The organism is Ruegeria sp. CDSA020, from assembly GCF_059612345.1.
Window position 1 is genome coordinate 257,358 of record NZ_JBXWQK010000005.1, and the last position, 15,909, is coordinate 273,266.

At 56.9% G+C, this 15,909-nt stretch carries 10 protein-coding genes and 1 tRNA gene; 4 read left to right on the plus strand and 7 right to left on the minus strand.

Annotated elements, in window-relative coordinates; genetic code table 11:
* Positions 1-85 precede the first annotated feature (85 nt).
* The gene (gene hutH / locus AC2FJW_RS10810) at positions 86-1,621 is read right to left on the minus strand and encodes a histidine ammonia-lyase (protein WP_496750066.1); all 1,536 of its coding nucleotides are present in this window, start codon (positions 1,619-1,621) and stop codon (positions 86-88) included.
* Positions 1,618-2,826 (minus strand): imidazolonepropionase, encoded by a 1,209-nt coding sequence (gene hutI, locus AC2FJW_RS10815; RefSeq protein ID WP_496700799.1) that lies wholly within the window; start codon positions 2,824-2,826, stop codon positions 1,618-1,620. The genes hutH and hutI overlap by 4 nt, the downstream gene beginning before the upstream one ends.
* Positions 2,827-3,042: 216 nt before the next feature.
* On the opposite strand from hutI, the gene hutC reads away from it, so the two are divergent.
* The 4 genes from hutC to AC2FJW_RS10835 all read left to right on the plus strand — a co-directional run bounded on the left by hutC (position 3,043) and on the right by AC2FJW_RS10835 (position 6,602).
* On the plus strand, positions 3,043-3,747 hold the full coding sequence (hutC, locus tag AC2FJW_RS10820) for a histidine utilization transcriptional repressor HutC (protein ID WP_246097191.1): 705 nt from the start codon (positions 3,043-3,045) through the stop codon (positions 3,745-3,747).
* A gap of 96 nt (positions 3,748-3,843) precedes the next feature.
* On the plus strand, positions 3,844-4,647 hold the full coding sequence (gene hutG / locus AC2FJW_RS10825) for an N-formylglutamate deformylase (RefSeq protein ID WP_496750067.1): 804 nt from the start codon (positions 3,844-3,846) through the stop codon (positions 4,645-4,647).
* Positions 4,648-4,691: 44 nt separating this feature from the next.
* Positions 4,692-6,068 (plus strand): formimidoylglutamate deiminase, encoded by a 1,377-nt coding sequence (locus AC2FJW_RS10830; protein ID WP_496750068.1) that lies wholly within the window; start codon positions 4,692-4,694, stop codon positions 6,066-6,068.
* 456 nt (positions 6,069-6,524) lie between these two features.
* Positions 6,525-6,602, plus strand: a tRNA-Arg gene (locus AC2FJW_RS10835).
* A 37-nt stretch (positions 6,603-6,639) separates the two neighbouring features.
* On the opposite strand, the gene AC2FJW_RS10840 is transcribed toward AC2FJW_RS10835, so the two are convergent.
* The 5 genes from AC2FJW_RS10840 to AC2FJW_RS10860 are packed head-to-tail and all read right to left on the minus strand — an operon-like array spanning position 6,640 to position 15,904.
* The gene (locus AC2FJW_RS10840) at positions 6,640-8,622 is read right to left on the minus strand and encodes a DNA/RNA non-specific endonuclease (RefSeq protein ID WP_496750069.1); all 1,983 of its coding nucleotides are present in this window, start codon (positions 8,620-8,622) and stop codon (positions 6,640-6,642) included.
* A gap of 51 nt (positions 8,623-8,673) precedes the next feature.
* Entirely contained in the window at positions 8,674-11,796 is a 3,123-nt protein-coding gene (locus tag AC2FJW_RS10845; RefSeq protein ID WP_496750070.1) for an ATP-binding protein, read from the minus strand.
* Positions 11,793-13,601, minus strand: a complete 1,809-nt coding sequence (locus tag AC2FJW_RS10850; protein ID WP_496750071.1) for a S1 family peptidase — start codon at positions 13,599-13,601, stop codon at positions 11,793-11,795. The genes AC2FJW_RS10845 and AC2FJW_RS10850 overlap by 4 nt, the downstream gene beginning before the upstream one ends.
* A gap of 7 nt (positions 13,602-13,608) precedes the next feature.
* Positions 13,609-15,216: a S8 family peptidase gene (locus tag AC2FJW_RS10855; RefSeq protein WP_496750072.1), complete on the minus strand. Its 1,608-nt coding sequence runs from the start codon at positions 15,214-15,216 to the stop codon at positions 13,609-13,611.
* Positions 15,203-15,904 (minus strand): copper chaperone, encoded by a 702-nt coding sequence (locus tag AC2FJW_RS10860; protein WP_281995353.1) that lies wholly within the window; start codon positions 15,902-15,904, stop codon positions 15,203-15,205. Before AC2FJW_RS10860 ends, AC2FJW_RS10855 begins: the two co-directional genes overlap by 14 nt.
* Positions 15,905-15,909: the final 5 nt, after the last annotated feature.

A 15,909-nucleotide genomic window follows, 5' to 3' on the forward strand; every position in this document is an offset into this window, starting at 1 on the left:
GATAGAGCCCGACAGGGCAAGGGCATTGAAGTTTTCAATCATGTGTCTCGGCTGCGGTCGCGCGCCATCATGGCAAAGACCGTCATCAGTTAAGGCCCGGCAAAGAGGCGTTCAGCGCGTTCAGCAACGCGCCCGACGCGACCAATTCCTTTGCAGCTTTCAGATCGGGCGCCATATAGCGATCCTCTTGCAGGCTCGAAACATCCTCGCGCAGCCGTGCGATGGCCTGTTGCAGCAACGGGCTCGTCTGGAGGGGGGCGCGGAATTCGATGCCACGCGCGGCGCAGAGCAGCTCGACCCCAAGGATATGGTTGAGGTTTTCGACCATGCGGGACAGCCGCCGCGCACCATGCGCTGCCATCGAGACGTGATCTTCCTGATTGGCGGAGGTGGGTGTTGAATCGGTGACACATGGGTTGGCCAGATGCTTGTTCTCGCTCATCAAAGCGGCTGTCGTCACCTCGGCAATCATCAGGCCGGAATTCAATCCGGGTTCAGGTGTCAGGAAGGGCGGAAGATCGAAGCTGAGCGTTGGATCGACCATCAGAGCAATACGCCGTTGACTGATCGCGCCAATCTCGGACAATGCCAGCGCAATCATGTCAGCAGCGAACCCAACGGGTTCCGCGTGAAAATTACCACCGGACACGATCATATCCGCTTCGGTCAGCACAAGTGGGTTGTCTGTTGCAGCATTCGCTTCGATCAAAAGGGTCTGTGCGGCCTGTCGCAGGACATCCATCGCCGCACCAGTCACCTGCGGCTGACAGCGGATGCAATAGGGATCCTGAACACGTGTATCATCATCCCGGTGGCTTTCTCGAATTTCGGATTGCGCCAGTATCTCACGCATCGAACCTGCCGCTTCGATCTGGCCACGATGTCCTCGCAGCGCATGGATTTCGGGCTGCAGCGGAGCGGTTGATCCCATGATGGCATCGGTGGACATGGCCGAGATGACCAGCGCATTGCGCACAGCACGCCAGACTTCGAACAGACCGGCAAGCGCATAGGCCGTTGAAAACTGTGTGCCATTGATAAAGGCCAAACCTTCCTTGGGGCCAAGCTCGATCGGGGACAGGCCAGCCTTTGCAAGCGCCTCGGCGCCCGGAAGAATTTCGCCTTTATATTCCGCCTCTCCCTCACCGATCACTACTGCGGTCATATGTGAAAGAGGTGCCAGATCGCCTGACGCGCCAACCGATCCCTGATTTGGAACAACAGGGGTGACGCCTTTTTCCAGCATGTCTTGCATAAGCTTGATCAGTTGCCAGCGGACGCCAGATGCGCCACGGCCAAAACTCAATAGCTTAAGAGACATCATAAGCCGAACCATCCGGCGGGGCATCGCGTTTCCTACGCCGCAGCAATGGCTGAGGATCAGATTTCGCTGCAAAGTGGCGGTGTCTTCAGATTTGATCTTGAGACTGGCCAATTTGCCAAAACCCGTGTTGACGCCATAAACCGGTACATCACCCGCAGCGGCGATAGCGATCCGTTTTGCGGCCGCCTCGACCGCAGGACGACACGTCGGATCAAGTATGACCGAGGCTTCATCCCAATAGATGGTTTCAAGCTGAGGCAGAGTAGCCTGCCCGGGCGCCAGAGTGAGAGTTGTCACGCTTGACCTCCAAAGATGCGTTTGTGAAGCGGGTTGAACCCGATACGATAAGAAAGCTCGGCCGGACGGCCCACATTCCAGACCGCCAGATCGGCCCGCTGACCCGCTGCGATCATACCGCGATCACTCAAACCAAGGGCACGCGCTGCGTTACAGGTTACGCCCGCAAGTGTTTCCTCTGGCGTCATGCGGAACAGGGTGCAGCCCATATTCATGGTCAGAAGAAGAGATGTCAGGGGGGATGATCCCGGATTGCAATCGGTTGCCAGTGCCATTGGGACATCGTGTTTGCGCAGAAACTCAATCGGAGGCTGACGCGTTTCGCGCAGAGTATAGAACGCACCGGGCAGGATTACGCCCGCTGTTCCCGCCTGGGCCATGGTGATCACGCCGTCTTCGTCAAGATACTCGATATGATCCGCAGACAATGCGCCATAGGAGGCGGCAAGCTGCGCCCCGCCCAGATTAGAAAGCTGCTCGGCATGCAGTTTAAGCGGAAGGCCAAGCGCAGCGGCGGCGTCAAAGACACGGGCGATCTGTTTGGGCTGAAAGGCGATCCCTTCGCAGAATCCGTCAACCGCATCAACCAGCCCTTCTATATGGGCGGCCCGCAAGGTCGGAATGACGACCTCGTCGATATAGGCGTCATCGCGCCCCTTGTACTCTGGCGGAGTCGCGTGGGCGCCCAGATATGTGGTTTGAACAGAAACCGGGCGACGTTTTCCAATTTCGCGCGCGGCGCGCAGCATGTTCAGCTCTGTCTGTTGTTCTAGCCCATAGCCGGACTTGATTTCGATAGTGGTCATGCCCTCTTGGATCATCGCGTCGACGCGGGGCAATGCACTTTCTATCAGCTCTTCCAGGCTGGCGGCCCGTGTCGCTTGAACGGTTGCGTTAATACCGCCTCCGGCGCGCGCAACCTGTTCATAGCTTGCACCATTCAGGCGCATTTCAAACTCTTGGGCGCGGTCGCCGCCAAATACAACATGGGTGTGGCAGTCGATCAAACCGGGCGTCACAAGGCGTCCGTTCAGATCCTCGGCCTCAAGCTCGGTATATTCATCGGGCAGATCGCGTCTGGGTCCGACCCATTCGATAAACTCACCTGATATTACGATGATGCCATCCTCGATTAGCCCATAAGGGCCCTGCTGGCTGGCTTGTGTTGCAATTTTTGCGCCACGAAGGGTTGTTTTACCAGTCATGAGAATCTGATCCCAAGTTGCAATGCTTCTGAAATAGGTATACTGATTACTGCATAATGTGTACACAAAATAATGAAAGGCATCGCGCCGAAGCCGCCTTCTTGGAGTCAAATTAGGTAGAGGTCTTAGGTGCGGGGCAGAGTTACATGCTTCATTGCAGATGTCTTATGTGTATGTATAAGCCAATTAAGGCCGGTTTTTGAGTTGGGGAGTTTTATGGCAAGACCTCAGGGGAACATGAGCTTTCGGGACATCAAGCAGGTGGTTTTGGATCGAATCCAAACCGGTATCTGGAGCCCGGATTCCATTTTGCCAAGCGAGATGGATTTGGCCGCTGAATTCTCAAGTACACGAACAACGGTCAACCGGGCGTTGAGAGAGCTTGCCGAAGAAGGATACCTGGAAAGAAAACGCAAGGCCGGCACGCGGGTTCTGAATTCTCCCATCAGAAAGGCGCAATTTGCGATCCCTTTGGTGCGTGACGAGATAACGGCCACCGGTGCGGCCTATCGGTACTCTTTGGTGGACCGAGAGGTGCAACCCGCACCGTCCTGGCTGGCATCACGCCTCGACCTGAAAAAAGAGCAGGACGTCTTGCACCTGCGATGTATGCATTATGCCGACAACGTAGCGTTTCAGCTTGAGGTGCGATGGATAGTTGCCGACGTTGTACCTGAAGTGTTGGAGGAAAGTTTCGAACAATCGGGGCCGAATGACTGGTTGGTTAACAGGGTGCCATTCAGCAATCTGGAGCTTAGTTTCATGGCGACCAAGGCTGATGGTGAAATCTCCAAGTTCCTGGACACGCCACCTGGCGACCCGATCTTTACCGCCGAACGCATTACCTGGCTGCGTCGCGCGCCGGTGACATATGCCAAGCTTTACTTTGCACCGGGTTACCGGATGACGACGCATCTCTGATCTGACCGGAGTCCAGCTTTTGGGGCGATAAAAAATGTCGGTCTTCGTCGGTCTGCCGAATTATGGGCTGACAGAACATCAAACAAAGGGAACGCGATGGCTGTTCAGAATCTAATGACGTTTAAGGCGGGTTCAACGCCGATTTTGCTGAATGTCCCACATGCCGGAACCTTGCTGCCTCCGGAGGTTGAACGCCGTTTGCGACCCGCCGCGCTGGAGCTGAAGGATACGGATTGGCACATGGACAAGCTGGCGCTGCCTTGTGCCGAATTGGGTGTGGGTGTCATGGCGGCGCAGTATTCGCGCTATGTGGTGGACCTGAACCGTTCAGCTGATGACGCGCCGCTTTATTCCGGTCCGACAACCGGCCTGATATCGCAAATCGATTTTGACGGTCAGCCGCTTTATCTGGAAGGGCAAGAGCCAGATGGGCAGGAGACACAGGCGCGCATCCAATCCTATTGGGCACCGTATCATCAGGCGCTCAAGGCTGAGATTCTGCGGATCAGGGCGCAGTTTGGCACCTGCATACTGTTGGATCTGCATTCCATCCGTTCCGAAGTGCCAAGGCTGTTTGATGGGGTGCTGCCGGATTTGAATCTGGGCACAAATAGCGGGGCCAGCACAGCCGCGCGCTTTGAGGCCTGCGCCGAAAGATCGCTGGGGTCCGGCCAATACAGCTTTGTCAAAAACGGCCGCTTTAAGGGAGGCTATATTACCCGGCACTATGGCCAACCCGACCAGAACATTCATGCGCTGCAACTCGAAATTGCACAGTCCACCTATATGATTGAGCACGCCCCTTGGGATCTTGTGCCCCCTAAGGCAGAGGTGCTTGGCGCCGCGATCAAGAACCTTGTTACCGCGTTGCTGGATGAAGTTAACACCACCCGTGGATGACCCAAACAGACTCGCCGATACGGCATCCAAGTAAAGGAAAGTGGATGACAACTGGATTTCATTTCAAACAGGCAATGACGGACCAGGGCTGGCTTAGCAATATCTCCGTAACCGTTACGGAATCTGGTGAGTTCGGAGCACTGGTCGCGGACGACAATCCCAACGCCTATCCGGTGATTGAAAGCCCGGTTGTGCCGGGCATGCCCAACCTGCACAGTCATTCCTTTCAATACGCGATGGCGGGGTTATCAGAAGTGCGCCGGAATCCGGTCGACAGCTTCTGGTCCTGGCGCGAAATGATGTATTATTTCGCTCATAACGTATCGCCCGAGGACCTGCAGGCAATCACTGCCAAGCTGTATATGGAATTGCTCAAAGGCGGTTATACCGAGATTGTCGAGTTTCATTATCTGCACAACGAAGAGGATGGAGCGCACTACGCCCAACCTGAGGAGCTATCTTCTGCAATTGTCTCTGCTGCGGATCGAACGAGCCTCAGCCTGACGCATCTTCCGGTGTTTTATGCACACGCAAATTTCGGCGGGCTGTCTCCGCAAGATGCTCAGAGGCGATTCACCAATGCACGTGATCAATACGCTTTGCTGATCGAAACCCTGAAGCAGCAGCATGAAAAGCTTAACCTCGGAATCGCGCCGCATTCCCTGCGCGCCGTAACCGAGGATGAAATGTCATGGCTTATGGAGCTTCGGCAAGACCAGTTGCCGGGGTGTCCAGTTCACATCCATGTGGCCGAACAGACCAAAGAGGTGGAAGACAGTATCGCCCATAGTGGCAAACGCTCTGTTGCGGCGCTGATGGACCAGGTCCAGATTGACGCCGCGTGGTGCCTGATCCATGCCACCCATCTGGATGACGCCGAGGTTGCGGCCATTGCCGCTTCGGGCGCGACCGTGGGTCTGTGCCCGCTGACGGAATCAAATCTTGGAGACGGGATTTTTCGGGCGGTCGATTTCGTGGCAGCAAATGGCCATTTTGGCATCGGCTCGGACAGCAACATCTGTACCCAGGCAGTTCAGGAGCTGCGCACACTGGAATATAGTCAGCGCCTGCTGCACCGGCAGCGCAATGTTATGTGCTCCAAGGAGATGCCCAATGTCGGCGGTTATCTCTGGCAGACCGCCGCCCGGGGAGGAGCGCGTGCAGCCGGGCGCAATATCGGTCGTATCGCAGAAGGGTGCCGTGCCGATTTTGTAGAACTGTCTTACGATAGGAATGGTCTGATGGCGGCGGTGTCGCCCGGAGCCGTGCTGGATTTCCACATGTTCTCGGGTCAGCAGGCAGAAATCATTGCCGTCTATGTTGCTGGTCAAAAGGTCATTGAAGATGGTCAGCACCCCGATCACGAGTCCATCGACGCCGGATATATTTCCACCATGCGTCGGTTGGCGCAAAAACTATGATGTAGGGTGAATAGAACCAACGGAACTCATTACTGCGCGAGCTTAAGAACCTTGGGGCACTTGGTGCTGGTCAGGCTGAAAACATTGTCCGAGATCGCCAAGGAATTTTCTGTCACCCAGCCCATTGGTCTCGAGCATTCCAGTTGGTACGCGCCTTCCGAACCTTGTCACATCAATGGCGCGCGTGATGCAGGTGACGGCATCCCAGTTTGCCGATGTATTCCGTCATCGTGACAGGCTGCATATGCGGCCTGAATTAGTCTGGGAAGTTCGACTCGGTAAAGGCCTTTTGAGGCATGGCTTCGAGGTGCAGTTCACCCAGCAATCAAGGTACCTGTATAAGCTTGCTCCGGTTAGAGATAATGCTGAAATCAGAGAGGTTTTTTGCCCCAAAACCTCATCTCTCCATCAAGTTGACAAGGCGAGGGATTTGGCTGATACAGCCAGAATATGAGCGGGCCGTTAGCTCAGCTGGATTAGAGCAGGGAACTTCTAATTCTCAGGTCGGGGGTTCGAGTCCTCCACGGCTCGCCAAATGCACAATTCCTAATTGAGTATACATCCGCCACTCTCAGATTACGACGTTGGCAAAGCTCTCGACTGTGACGATCGGACGTGGTTGTCCCGCCAGGCTTTCTGCATCGGTCAGACGCTGCGCCAATGGGTCGGCATCGCTAAGGGGTCCAAAGTTCAGCCCGGTTAATTTTTCCAAATCCCGGACGCGGATCTGGAATGTCTTATAGGCACCAAACTCAAATCCACCGACAGATTCCACGCTCCCCTCGTTCGAGAGCATCTGTTGGATGACCTCAACCTGGCTGAGCACATAGGCGGTGGAGTGAAGGCGAAGAATGCCTTCGCTGCCATCCTCTTCGGCCAGCATGGTCACAAGCTTGAAGAACTTCAGGGGTACCGGCGATCCGGTATCTTTCAACATCGGCTCGTCACCGGTCAGGATTGGTCCGGTGAACACGCAGGCCTTGAATCCATGTGTGCGCACATTTGTCATGATAAAGTTCTCAAGACCCAACCATTGCGCGTGGCTCCGATTAAAGGCCCGGTGCTGCGGGGCAGCAGCGGTATAGTGAAAGCTGTCATCATTGGCCTGTTTGGCCTGTGCATCATCGACACCCCAATTTGTCGCCGCACGGCGAACCAGGTGGCCCCGGTCAATATCCGCGTGATCATAATCCTCTTTGCCGAGTTGGACATTTGCTGGGATGCGCAGGTCAGCGAACCACTTGTCGCTACCTCGTTTTTGCGGTCGGGTCTTGGCACCATCGATATTCAGCGCGGCAATGATCGGTGTTTTGAAAGTCGCAGAATAGAGAATGCCGAAATTCTGATAGCGCAATTCGTTGGGGCGTTCCGGGGTCGCATCCGACGGAGTGGCAAGCCCAAACGCATTCGGTACCACCGGCAGAGGCACCTCTGCCACCTGAAGGAAGTCCGGGTTGTACCCGTCGCGCGGTTCAAAATGGTCTGCGTCATGGTTTCCGTCAGGTCGTTCTGGCCGCACGATTTCAGTTCCGGGGATCGAGGTCGGCACCGCCCCGTCCAACAATGCGTTGACCGTGCTGATCCTGACCGCCGAGTTTCCGACGCCGAAGGTACCTGCATAATGCAGACCAACCGCTTTACCGCTGTCCAACGAGATCACAGGCGAGCCCGAGTTGCCGCCCAAAGTTGTGCAGTCATGGCGCAGGATCGTCACGCCGCCATCTTCGATGAGAAATCCGGGCGAAAAGCGTTTCACGTCATACAGGTCGTTGAAATAGTTGGACATCTGCGTGGGGTCATTGCGCAGGGAATCCTTGGCGGGATACCCGATCACCGCGACGCATTCGCCGTGCTGGGCATCCGTATCGGCGCGCGGGATCGGCGTAGGCGTGAAATTGGCCGTATCTGCGGGCAGGTCGATCTTTCCAAGCGCGATATCTGCGGCCGCATCTTCGGCGATATAGGTGAACTTGCGAATGTCGAAAAGCCGTTCGGGGTCTTGTGCCGCGCCGACCTCTTCCAGGAAATCTATCCGGGCGCCATAGCGGGCATTGCCGGGGGCAAACATGAAGACACCATCGCCCAGGAAACTGCGCCGCGCGACCAGCTTGGCAACATGGCGATTGGTGATGATCAGCAGATGGTCGACCTTCTTTTCGATCACCCAGCCAGTGCCACCCCAGCTAAAGTCATGATTGATAAACTCGATCCGCCCGACCGAGGCGATATTGTCTTCGGCCTTGCCAATACGAATGTCGATATCCGGCGGAAAGTCGGATGACAGCGATTGTTTGCCTTCAACCTTGCCGCCGCGCACGATCAGGGGAGGGCGTCCGACCGCGCGCACGATGGCTTCAAGTTGCGAGGGCGTAGAGCCAAAGCTTTCCAGCATATTCATCTGCGCGCCCATCAATTCACGGGCACGATCCGGTGTCAGGCCCATTTCACCAAGAATGCCCGGACTGGTATCCAGAGCCTCACGCGCCTTGTCGATTGTTCCGGCATTTCCAAGGCCTTCCAGCCGGCTGAATGTTTCCTTTTCGAAATCGCTCATGGCATTGGTTCCTCAGCTAATATGAAGTTTTCAAACTCAGTCGATCTGCCTCTAGGGATCGAGGTATTTTGGCCCCCGCCCTGTTTCGGCAAACATGGTCAGTGCCGGATGAAACACCACGGGCGCCCGGCTTTTGGTAAGCCAACCAAGGATTTCCTCTGTTCCTGAACCATGGGTGAGCCCCCGAGCAACTGGTGCAAGGCGGCGTTGCAGGGTTTGAGTGGACTTACCGCGCCCTTCGTTCAAAGGATCCGCCCAGAAGTTTAGAACTCGGTCTGCCAGACCATGACTGCCGCGTTCCAAAAGGTCGACGGTTCGACTTGATGTCAGGTCGCTCCATTTCCGTGTGGAATTCCATTCTGGTGGCGGTGGTGAGGGGAAGGCCCAATAGCCGCCGATGACTTGTTGCCAACGTCTTGCCGCGCGTGCGAGCGTTGGCAAGTCAGGGATCGGGTGGTAAAAACTGTACCCCTCGGCCCAATCAGCGGTAAGGCCCATCGCGCGCAATAGCGAAATCACATCCGTTGGACGCTCTGACAGCTGGGACATCGCATTGTTGATCCCCTGTAAACCCGGGGCAAAAATGTCAGCCGCTTCATATAGGCCGGTGGCAAGGTTGGACAAATCGCGCAGAACACGACCTCGGCCACTTGCTTGAAACTCTTCCACAAGTGCCAGCATCCGGTCGAAATAGGGATTCAATGGGGCCAACGCGAGCCCGTAATCATCCGTCGGTAAAGCGGGGTCGGGCATGTCCGGCTCTGAATATTCCAGCCCGAACTCCTGACGGATACCCGCCGCATAGCGGAGCCTTTCATAGGTCAGCTCGCGTGGGCCGTGATCCAGATAGGGGGCGATCAGGCCCAGAACCTCATGATCACCCTCAAAACTCATACCCGTTGCCAGAAGAGCGAATTCAAGCGCTGCTGACTGCATTCCAATTCGAGACGAGCTGTTCACGACGCGAAGAGCTATGTCGCGAAAGTCCTTATCGCGGAGTCGGTTAACGAGCTCTTCGAATTCAAACTCGGCATAAATCTCTAGGAGCATCCGGCCTTCCAGTTCGGGCCTTTGTTGTGCCTCTCTCAGCAAGGTATCTGCTGGCAACAAATTGAATAGGCTTCGCGCCATGGACCAATGACCGCTCTGCCAGTTGTGGCACAGGATCAGGATGCCAACTTCGCTTGCCGGATCATAGGCGCCTTTCAATCCTTCGCGTATGATATGTGTTGCCTCGCGGCGCTGGCCCTGCTCCAACATCGTTCGCAGGTCTTTGACTGCGCGACTATCTGGTGCGGCCACATAACCGCGACCTTTGACGATCCGTGCTCGTGCCGTCGCGGCCTTGGACTCAACCTGTACAAGGTCTTCGGGGGGAAGTTCAGAACTGCTGTCCAGCCCAGTGGCGCCGTATTCCCGTTGTTTGGTTTCTTGCACCGGGGCCGAGCGCTGGCCGCGAGCTTGACGGATCAGGTCCTGCGCGTCGATTGGCAGCTCTTTCAACAGCTGTTCGGGGAAGCGTTCAGCCAGTGAGGGATTGATGCTTGGAGGGGCTTCTCCGACGCGCATAAGCTGAAGCGAATGATAAAGGAACAACAGCGGATCGCGGTCAGCGTAATAGTCACAAGCTGCACGGTTTACCTCTGCGGTTTCGACGGGGCTTTGGTTATAGGTGGGTTCTAACAGGTCCCGCCGCATGTCGGCCTTATGGGTCAGTTGACCATCAGTGGCGGCGTCCATCAGCCAGGATTGCAGGCCAAGATCCGCGACGATTGTGCCTGCTTCGCTGCTGAGGTCACCCAGCCCAAGCGCCGGTGCAACGATGCCGTTCAGGTTGTCGGCGTTTATCTCGCTTAGAACCAAGCCGTAATTGGCAATGCCACGCAGGTGCACTGGCAGGCGCGATGTGATGGCCCGGTTCACGATGCCCGCGGCAATCGGGTCATTCTCGTCTTCGGTGACTTCGGCCAATCGGCCCTCGGTCTGCACCTCGTCAATCAGCAGCCGCAATTTCAACGGATTGCCCTGACAGCGCAAAATGATCTGATCGCGGAATTCCTCGGGGATTCCGGCCTCATCCAGCGTTTGATTGACCAACTCGTCTTCGATCTGGTCGAGCTTGATGTATTCGCCCCGTCTTGGGTGATCTTCGCCGAAAATCGGCCCGCGACCGGCTGAGATGATCGATACTTCGATCTGTTCCTTTTCGACAAAGCGATCCAGATCGTTCATGAGGTTATTCACGAAGGTCGCGCCCTGACCATGCAGTACTTCGAGCGTATCCAGCAGAATGACAAGGCGCAGGCGGGCATCAGCCACCGCGTTGGTCATCGCCAGGATCAACTGACGCGGTGTAAGATCCGAGCTTTCGTATATCTCCCGTGTGATCTGTTCGGAATATCGCAACCGCAATTTGCGGAGTTCGGGGGCCGCTTGGGGTATTGCGGTACCGATCTGACGCGAGATCTCTTCAAAGATTGGACCGGTCTGCAATGAGGGCTGATCGAAATCCAGCCGGATCAGGATGACGTCTTCGCGTTCGCTTGTAATCTGGATGATGCGTTCCAGCAGGTAGGATTTTCCGATCCCGTACTGACCTTCGATATGCAAGGTTTTCAAAGGGGCCGAGCGCATAGGGTGGTCGATCCAGCGTTGAATCTTGTCGATTTCGCTGACACGCCCCACGAATTTTTCGCCCAGGCGCTCTTTTGATCGGCGCTCGCGTCTGAGCAGGTTCAATCGGCTGCGCAGCCTGAACAGGCGGTCATATCCCGGCGCTTTTTGGCCTGCACGCTCTAACGTGACAAGGTGCTGCGACAGGTTTTGTTCATCTGTTTCCGCCTCGATAAGGTGATCCAGAGCGCCCGGTGCGAACCCCTCTTGGCCCGACAGAGCCTGCACGATATCGGTCTGCGTTGCCGCCGAGTCGAACTCTTCGATCCCGGACAATTCGCGATGTCGTGCAGTCAGGCGCAGAATCCATTTCGTGGAGCTGCCCGACTTATCAACATGGCTCAACTCGCGCAGGGATGACATCAGCCGGGCCCGTAGCACCCGGTTGCCGTACTCATCTTCGCTCAGCACCTCGCGCATAAGCTGCCGTGGTTCAAATGCCCCGCGAAGGGCTGCGGCGCGCAGCAGACGCGAACGGAGTTCTTCCTGCGCCTGGTTCATTCTTCTATCTCCAGAAAGCGTTTGGCCTCTTGGCGAACACGGGTGACAACGGTTTCCAGATGTTCGCCATCGAATTCACCTGTGTTGTCAGGGCTCAACCCGGCCAGAGCATCGTCCACCATTGCCCGTCGAGCAGCCGGTGTCAGCTCTTTTGCCGGGTCAAGCGAAGTGATCATGCTGTTAATTGTAGCCTCAACATCGCTACGTGTGAATGGTCCCAGCTCTTCCACCAATAGGCCGCTGCGCTGCGCGCCGTCGACAGCGCCGACATTGGCAAAACGCAGGGGCGACAGGCGATAGGTCTCATAGCCTGCAAGGATCAGGCGCAGGTTCTCGGATGTGGGCAGGCATTTGGCGATGTGCTCGAACTGTACCTGGGCACGTGGTGAGAGCCCTTCGGGCGGGTTGTCGAAATAGATCCACCATGTTTGCCCTGCGGTTTTGGCGGCCTGATCCATGTCAGCAATTAGGGTCTCCGCGCGGCTGCCTTCGAATGCAACATCGGTAGTCTGGGCGGCGGTTGTTCCAGCAGCAGCGTCTGGCGAGGCGACGGTTCCGTTGGCCTTCTCGGCAAGATCAGCAAGCAAATCGTCTGTATTCAGGGTCGGCCCCAATCGGATGCAACGATGTTGCGGCGCGGCGTTAGGTGCTTCTTGCATCAGCAGATAGGATTCCAGCATGTCATAGCTGAACCCAAGACCGCGAATAGATGTCGTATCCTCGCGCCTGATCCAGATTCCACGCAGTTTGGATTTGGGATGATCCAGCATATGCGCAAGTCCAGTCACGAACTGGTTGCGGCCAATGATGATGGGTCCATCGATGTCGCGGCTCAGCGACCACATATCCCGCTGGTTCGAGTTCTTGCTGATCAGATCCTGGAAATCGGGGTCATCGTGGAACTGCTCGAAAGGGACAAGCCGTTTGGTCGTCTCCCATTTGCCCTGGTGGATGCCCAAAAACCTGAACTGGCTGTCAAAACCGGGGCCACCTGATGAGCCACCGGATGTGTCGATGTCATGAGGGAACCGTTTGGCTCCGGGTTCGCGGTGTACCTTGCCGGGCATGAACCCCTTGGTGACACCTTCGGGGTAGTGGACCAATGTGAACAGGTCTGCACCCTCAAAATCGGGGGGGTCCCCGGTTACATCGACACTGCCATAGGTATGCCCCAGCGGCAGGAATATCCGCAGCAGCGCGATATCCACCTCATCGCCCGGTGGCAGGTTCCCGGCCTTTTCACTGTCGTGATAGGGCCAGAGCTTTACGCATTTTGCCCGGTACCGCTTTTCGTCCGAGGCAAGTATTTCAAGCCGAGGGTCGACCCCGGCGGGCACGGAGTTTAGCGGGTCCAGAACATGGGCTGCAGTCAGCACCAGATTGGGGGCAACAAACGCGCCGGAGCCTTCGAATGTGTTGTTGATCCAGATCTGACAGCGAAAGCTCTCTGCGCGTGGGGCAAAATCGCCCAATGCAGCAAAGTCGAACGAATTATTCGCCGGTATGCCGATCAGGGTGCCGTCAAACCGAGCGATGTTTTCGGCAAAAATCAGGTTACGGTCGCGCGGCACAGGGTCCGCGCCGCGCGCGCGCAGAAAATTGAGGAACTGCTTGACCTTCGCAGCGTCGACCAGAATTTCCAGCAAGACATCGGCAAGCGTTTCGCCGATATCTTCGTCTACACTTTCCTCGACGGCTTCATAATTCACCGGGTCATCAGGGTCGGGAAACAGCGCAGTCAAAGCATGACGCACAATCGGTTCATGCTTTCGGATTGCAATCCGGATATGCGCTGCATTCACCATCCGTGGCTTATCCCATGCCCAAATAGGCGCTGAGGGCCGGTTTGTCCGACAATGCGGTGTCCAAGCCCGGGGTCGGGGCGTCTTCGCCAACCATGGCCTCGGCCCCACCATCGCTTTCGGCGATGCGTTTGCGGGCCCCACGGCGATAGCTGAGCCACATGATCTCATTGGCGTAATCGGCCATGTCAGGGGTAACCTCTTCGGCGGCGGTGCTGTCTGTTCCCGCAAGATGCGAGACCAGAATGTTCAATGTTGGGGTCGCATTCGGATCGGGTGCCGCCGGGCTTTCGGCGCCTGTGGGAAGCGGCGCGTCCAAGACCGCCTGAGCGTTGATGATGCCCGCGCCAAGATCGGTGGCCCCGTTCCAGACGGCTGGCTTGTTCATCCCGTGTTTGGCACAGTGCAACCACATCGCCTGAACGGTGGTCCCAGCATTCTGGGCCTTTTGCAACAGCGCCGCCCGACCGCCGTGATGTGCGACCCACAGCGCTGCAACGCCTCCAGTCATTGAGGTGGCAAGCGTGGTACCCTGGCTGGCGCGGATACCCGAGTTTGGGTCGGTCGCCTTGTTCTTGGCCGCGCCCCACACGTTTTCGCCATAGGCCGAAAAGCTGACCTCGGGGCCACGCCCAGTTTTGCGCCAGGGGCGTCTGTCGGGCTGCAGTGCAGCGACCGCTGTGCAGATTTCCAGTGATGCATAGGCGGCGGGAAAGACCACGTTCGGATAACAGTTGCCCGCAGCGCAGACGATGACCAGCCCGGCCTGTACCGCATTGCGCAGCGCCTGTTCCGTCGAAGAGACCCGTACCGGCCCGCCAAGCGCCATCACGATGACATCGGCGTTTTGGCTGACGGCATGAGAGATTGCCGCAGGAATACGCAGCTGTGTCATGTCGATCACCGATTTGATCGCCCGGATTGGCAGAACCTTGGCCGCAGGGGCCGTACCGGTTATCGCCCCCGGCGAGGTGGTATCGCCATTCATATCGGCCCCGCCCCGCGATCCGACGACCGAGGTGACAAGCGTGCCATGACCAGGATGTTTTAGGACGCCGCCTGAAAACCGGTCACGCGCATCCCCGTTCCCTTCGACAAAATTCCACATGCCGTTGGTTTCGATCACGCCGGCCAGTTCGCTATGGTCGGAATAGCCCGTGTCGATCACCGCGACTTTGCTACCCTGACCCCGGGTGTGCTGCCAGGCCAGCGGTGTCTTGATCCGTTTGTGGTGCCAGCCATAGGGCCGAGAGTTGTCGCGCTTGGTTTCGCAGAAACTGAGAAAGCTTTCCGTACCCACATGTGCAGCCCCGTACAAGCTGTCTGGCAAGACCGGGTTGGCCTCGGCTACGTCCAGCGCCATACGGAGGGCACGGCCAAATGCAAAAACCTCACGCTCTTGGCCTTTTGGATCGATCTCGGGGAATTCAACAAAGAAAAATCGATCCGCATCTGCGTCGAAGACCGCTTGGGTACTGGTGGCAACATCAGGAAGTGCACTACCCACACGTTCTTGAATAGCCGACAAGGATTGGGGTGTATCCGAGACCACTTCAATGACTAGCGGATCGCCGTCGAGCGAGACATCGGACCTTGTTAGGGCGTCATATTCCTGCATGGCAAATATCCTTATACAAAAGCAAAAGATGGTGGGGCGCATGGGCCAACGCCGTAAGCGCAAGCGCGGTCAGCAACAGGGTGAATGCGCTGGCGCGGGGGTCGGGGCGAAGAACGGCGCGCTCCGACAGGATAATCACAGTCAAAAAGATCATGACGGCAAAGTCGTGGGTCCCTAGCATGACAAGCATCATCGGCAAGCAAGAGGTGATGCAATCGCGCGCATAGGTCAGCCCAAAGATCAGCACATCGCGGTCGGCACTTGGACCAAAGGCGGCCAGGACCGGACGGCTGTGGCATTTCCTTAATGCGCTGCGTTTTTGCGGGCTAAACTGCCATGCTGCGGCGCACAGGCAAGCCAACGGCGCAAACACGGTTTGGTGCAGAACCGGCGCCAGAAGGAACGCAGCAAGCGCGCCTGCGACCAGCCAGGCCAACAGATATGGCAGAACAAACAGAAGTGCCGCGCGTGATCTTCGATCTGCGAAGCTGCGCGCGCGGACATGGGCGATCTGCGGAACAAGCGTTGGAAGCATCATCGCCAGAACCATCGCCGGCCAATGCAATGATGGCGCGGGCACCAAAGCAAGCCAAAGCCATGCAAGCGCGGCCACGCCAAGTGTCGTGCGTATTTCGATATCGGCCCGTCCAAACAGGCGAGGGCGATCTATTCCGGTAGCCGACGCCATGGGCG

Bases quoted from the DNA above. Each gene is read 5' to 3' on its own strand.
- hutI (WP_496700799.1), bottom strand. From the start codon at position 2,826: ATGACTGGTAAAACAACCCTTCGTGGCGCAAAAATTGCAACACAAGCC.
- hutC (WP_246097191.1), top strand. From the start codon at position 3,043: ATGGCAAGACCTCAGGGGAACATGAGCTTTCGGGACATCAAGCAGGTG.
- hutG (WP_496750067.1), top strand. From the start codon at position 3,844: ATGGCTGTTCAGAATCTAATGACGTTTAAGGCGGGTTCAACGCCGATT.
- AC2FJW_RS10830 (WP_496750068.1), top strand. From the start codon at position 4,692: ATGACAACTGGATTTCATTTCAAACAGGCAATGACGGACCAGGGCTGG.
- AC2FJW_RS10840 (WP_496750069.1), bottom strand. From the start codon at position 8,622: ATGAGCGATTTCGAAAAGGAAACATTCAGCCGGCTGGAAGGCCTTGGA.
- AC2FJW_RS10845 (WP_496750070.1), bottom strand. From the start codon at position 11,796: ATGAACCAGGCGCAGGAAGAACTCCGTTCGCGTCTGCTGCGCGCCGCA.
- AC2FJW_RS10850 (WP_496750071.1), bottom strand. From the start codon at position 13,601: ATGGTGAATGCAGCGCATATCCGGATTGCAATCCGAAAGCATGAACCG.
- AC2FJW_RS10855 (WP_496750072.1), bottom strand. From the start codon at position 15,216: ATGCAGGAATATGACGCCCTAACAAGGTCCGATGTCTCGCTCGACGGC.
- AC2FJW_RS10860 (WP_281995353.1), bottom strand. From the start codon at position 15,904: ATGGCGTCGGCTACCGGAATAGATCGCCCTCGCCTGTTTGGACGGGCC.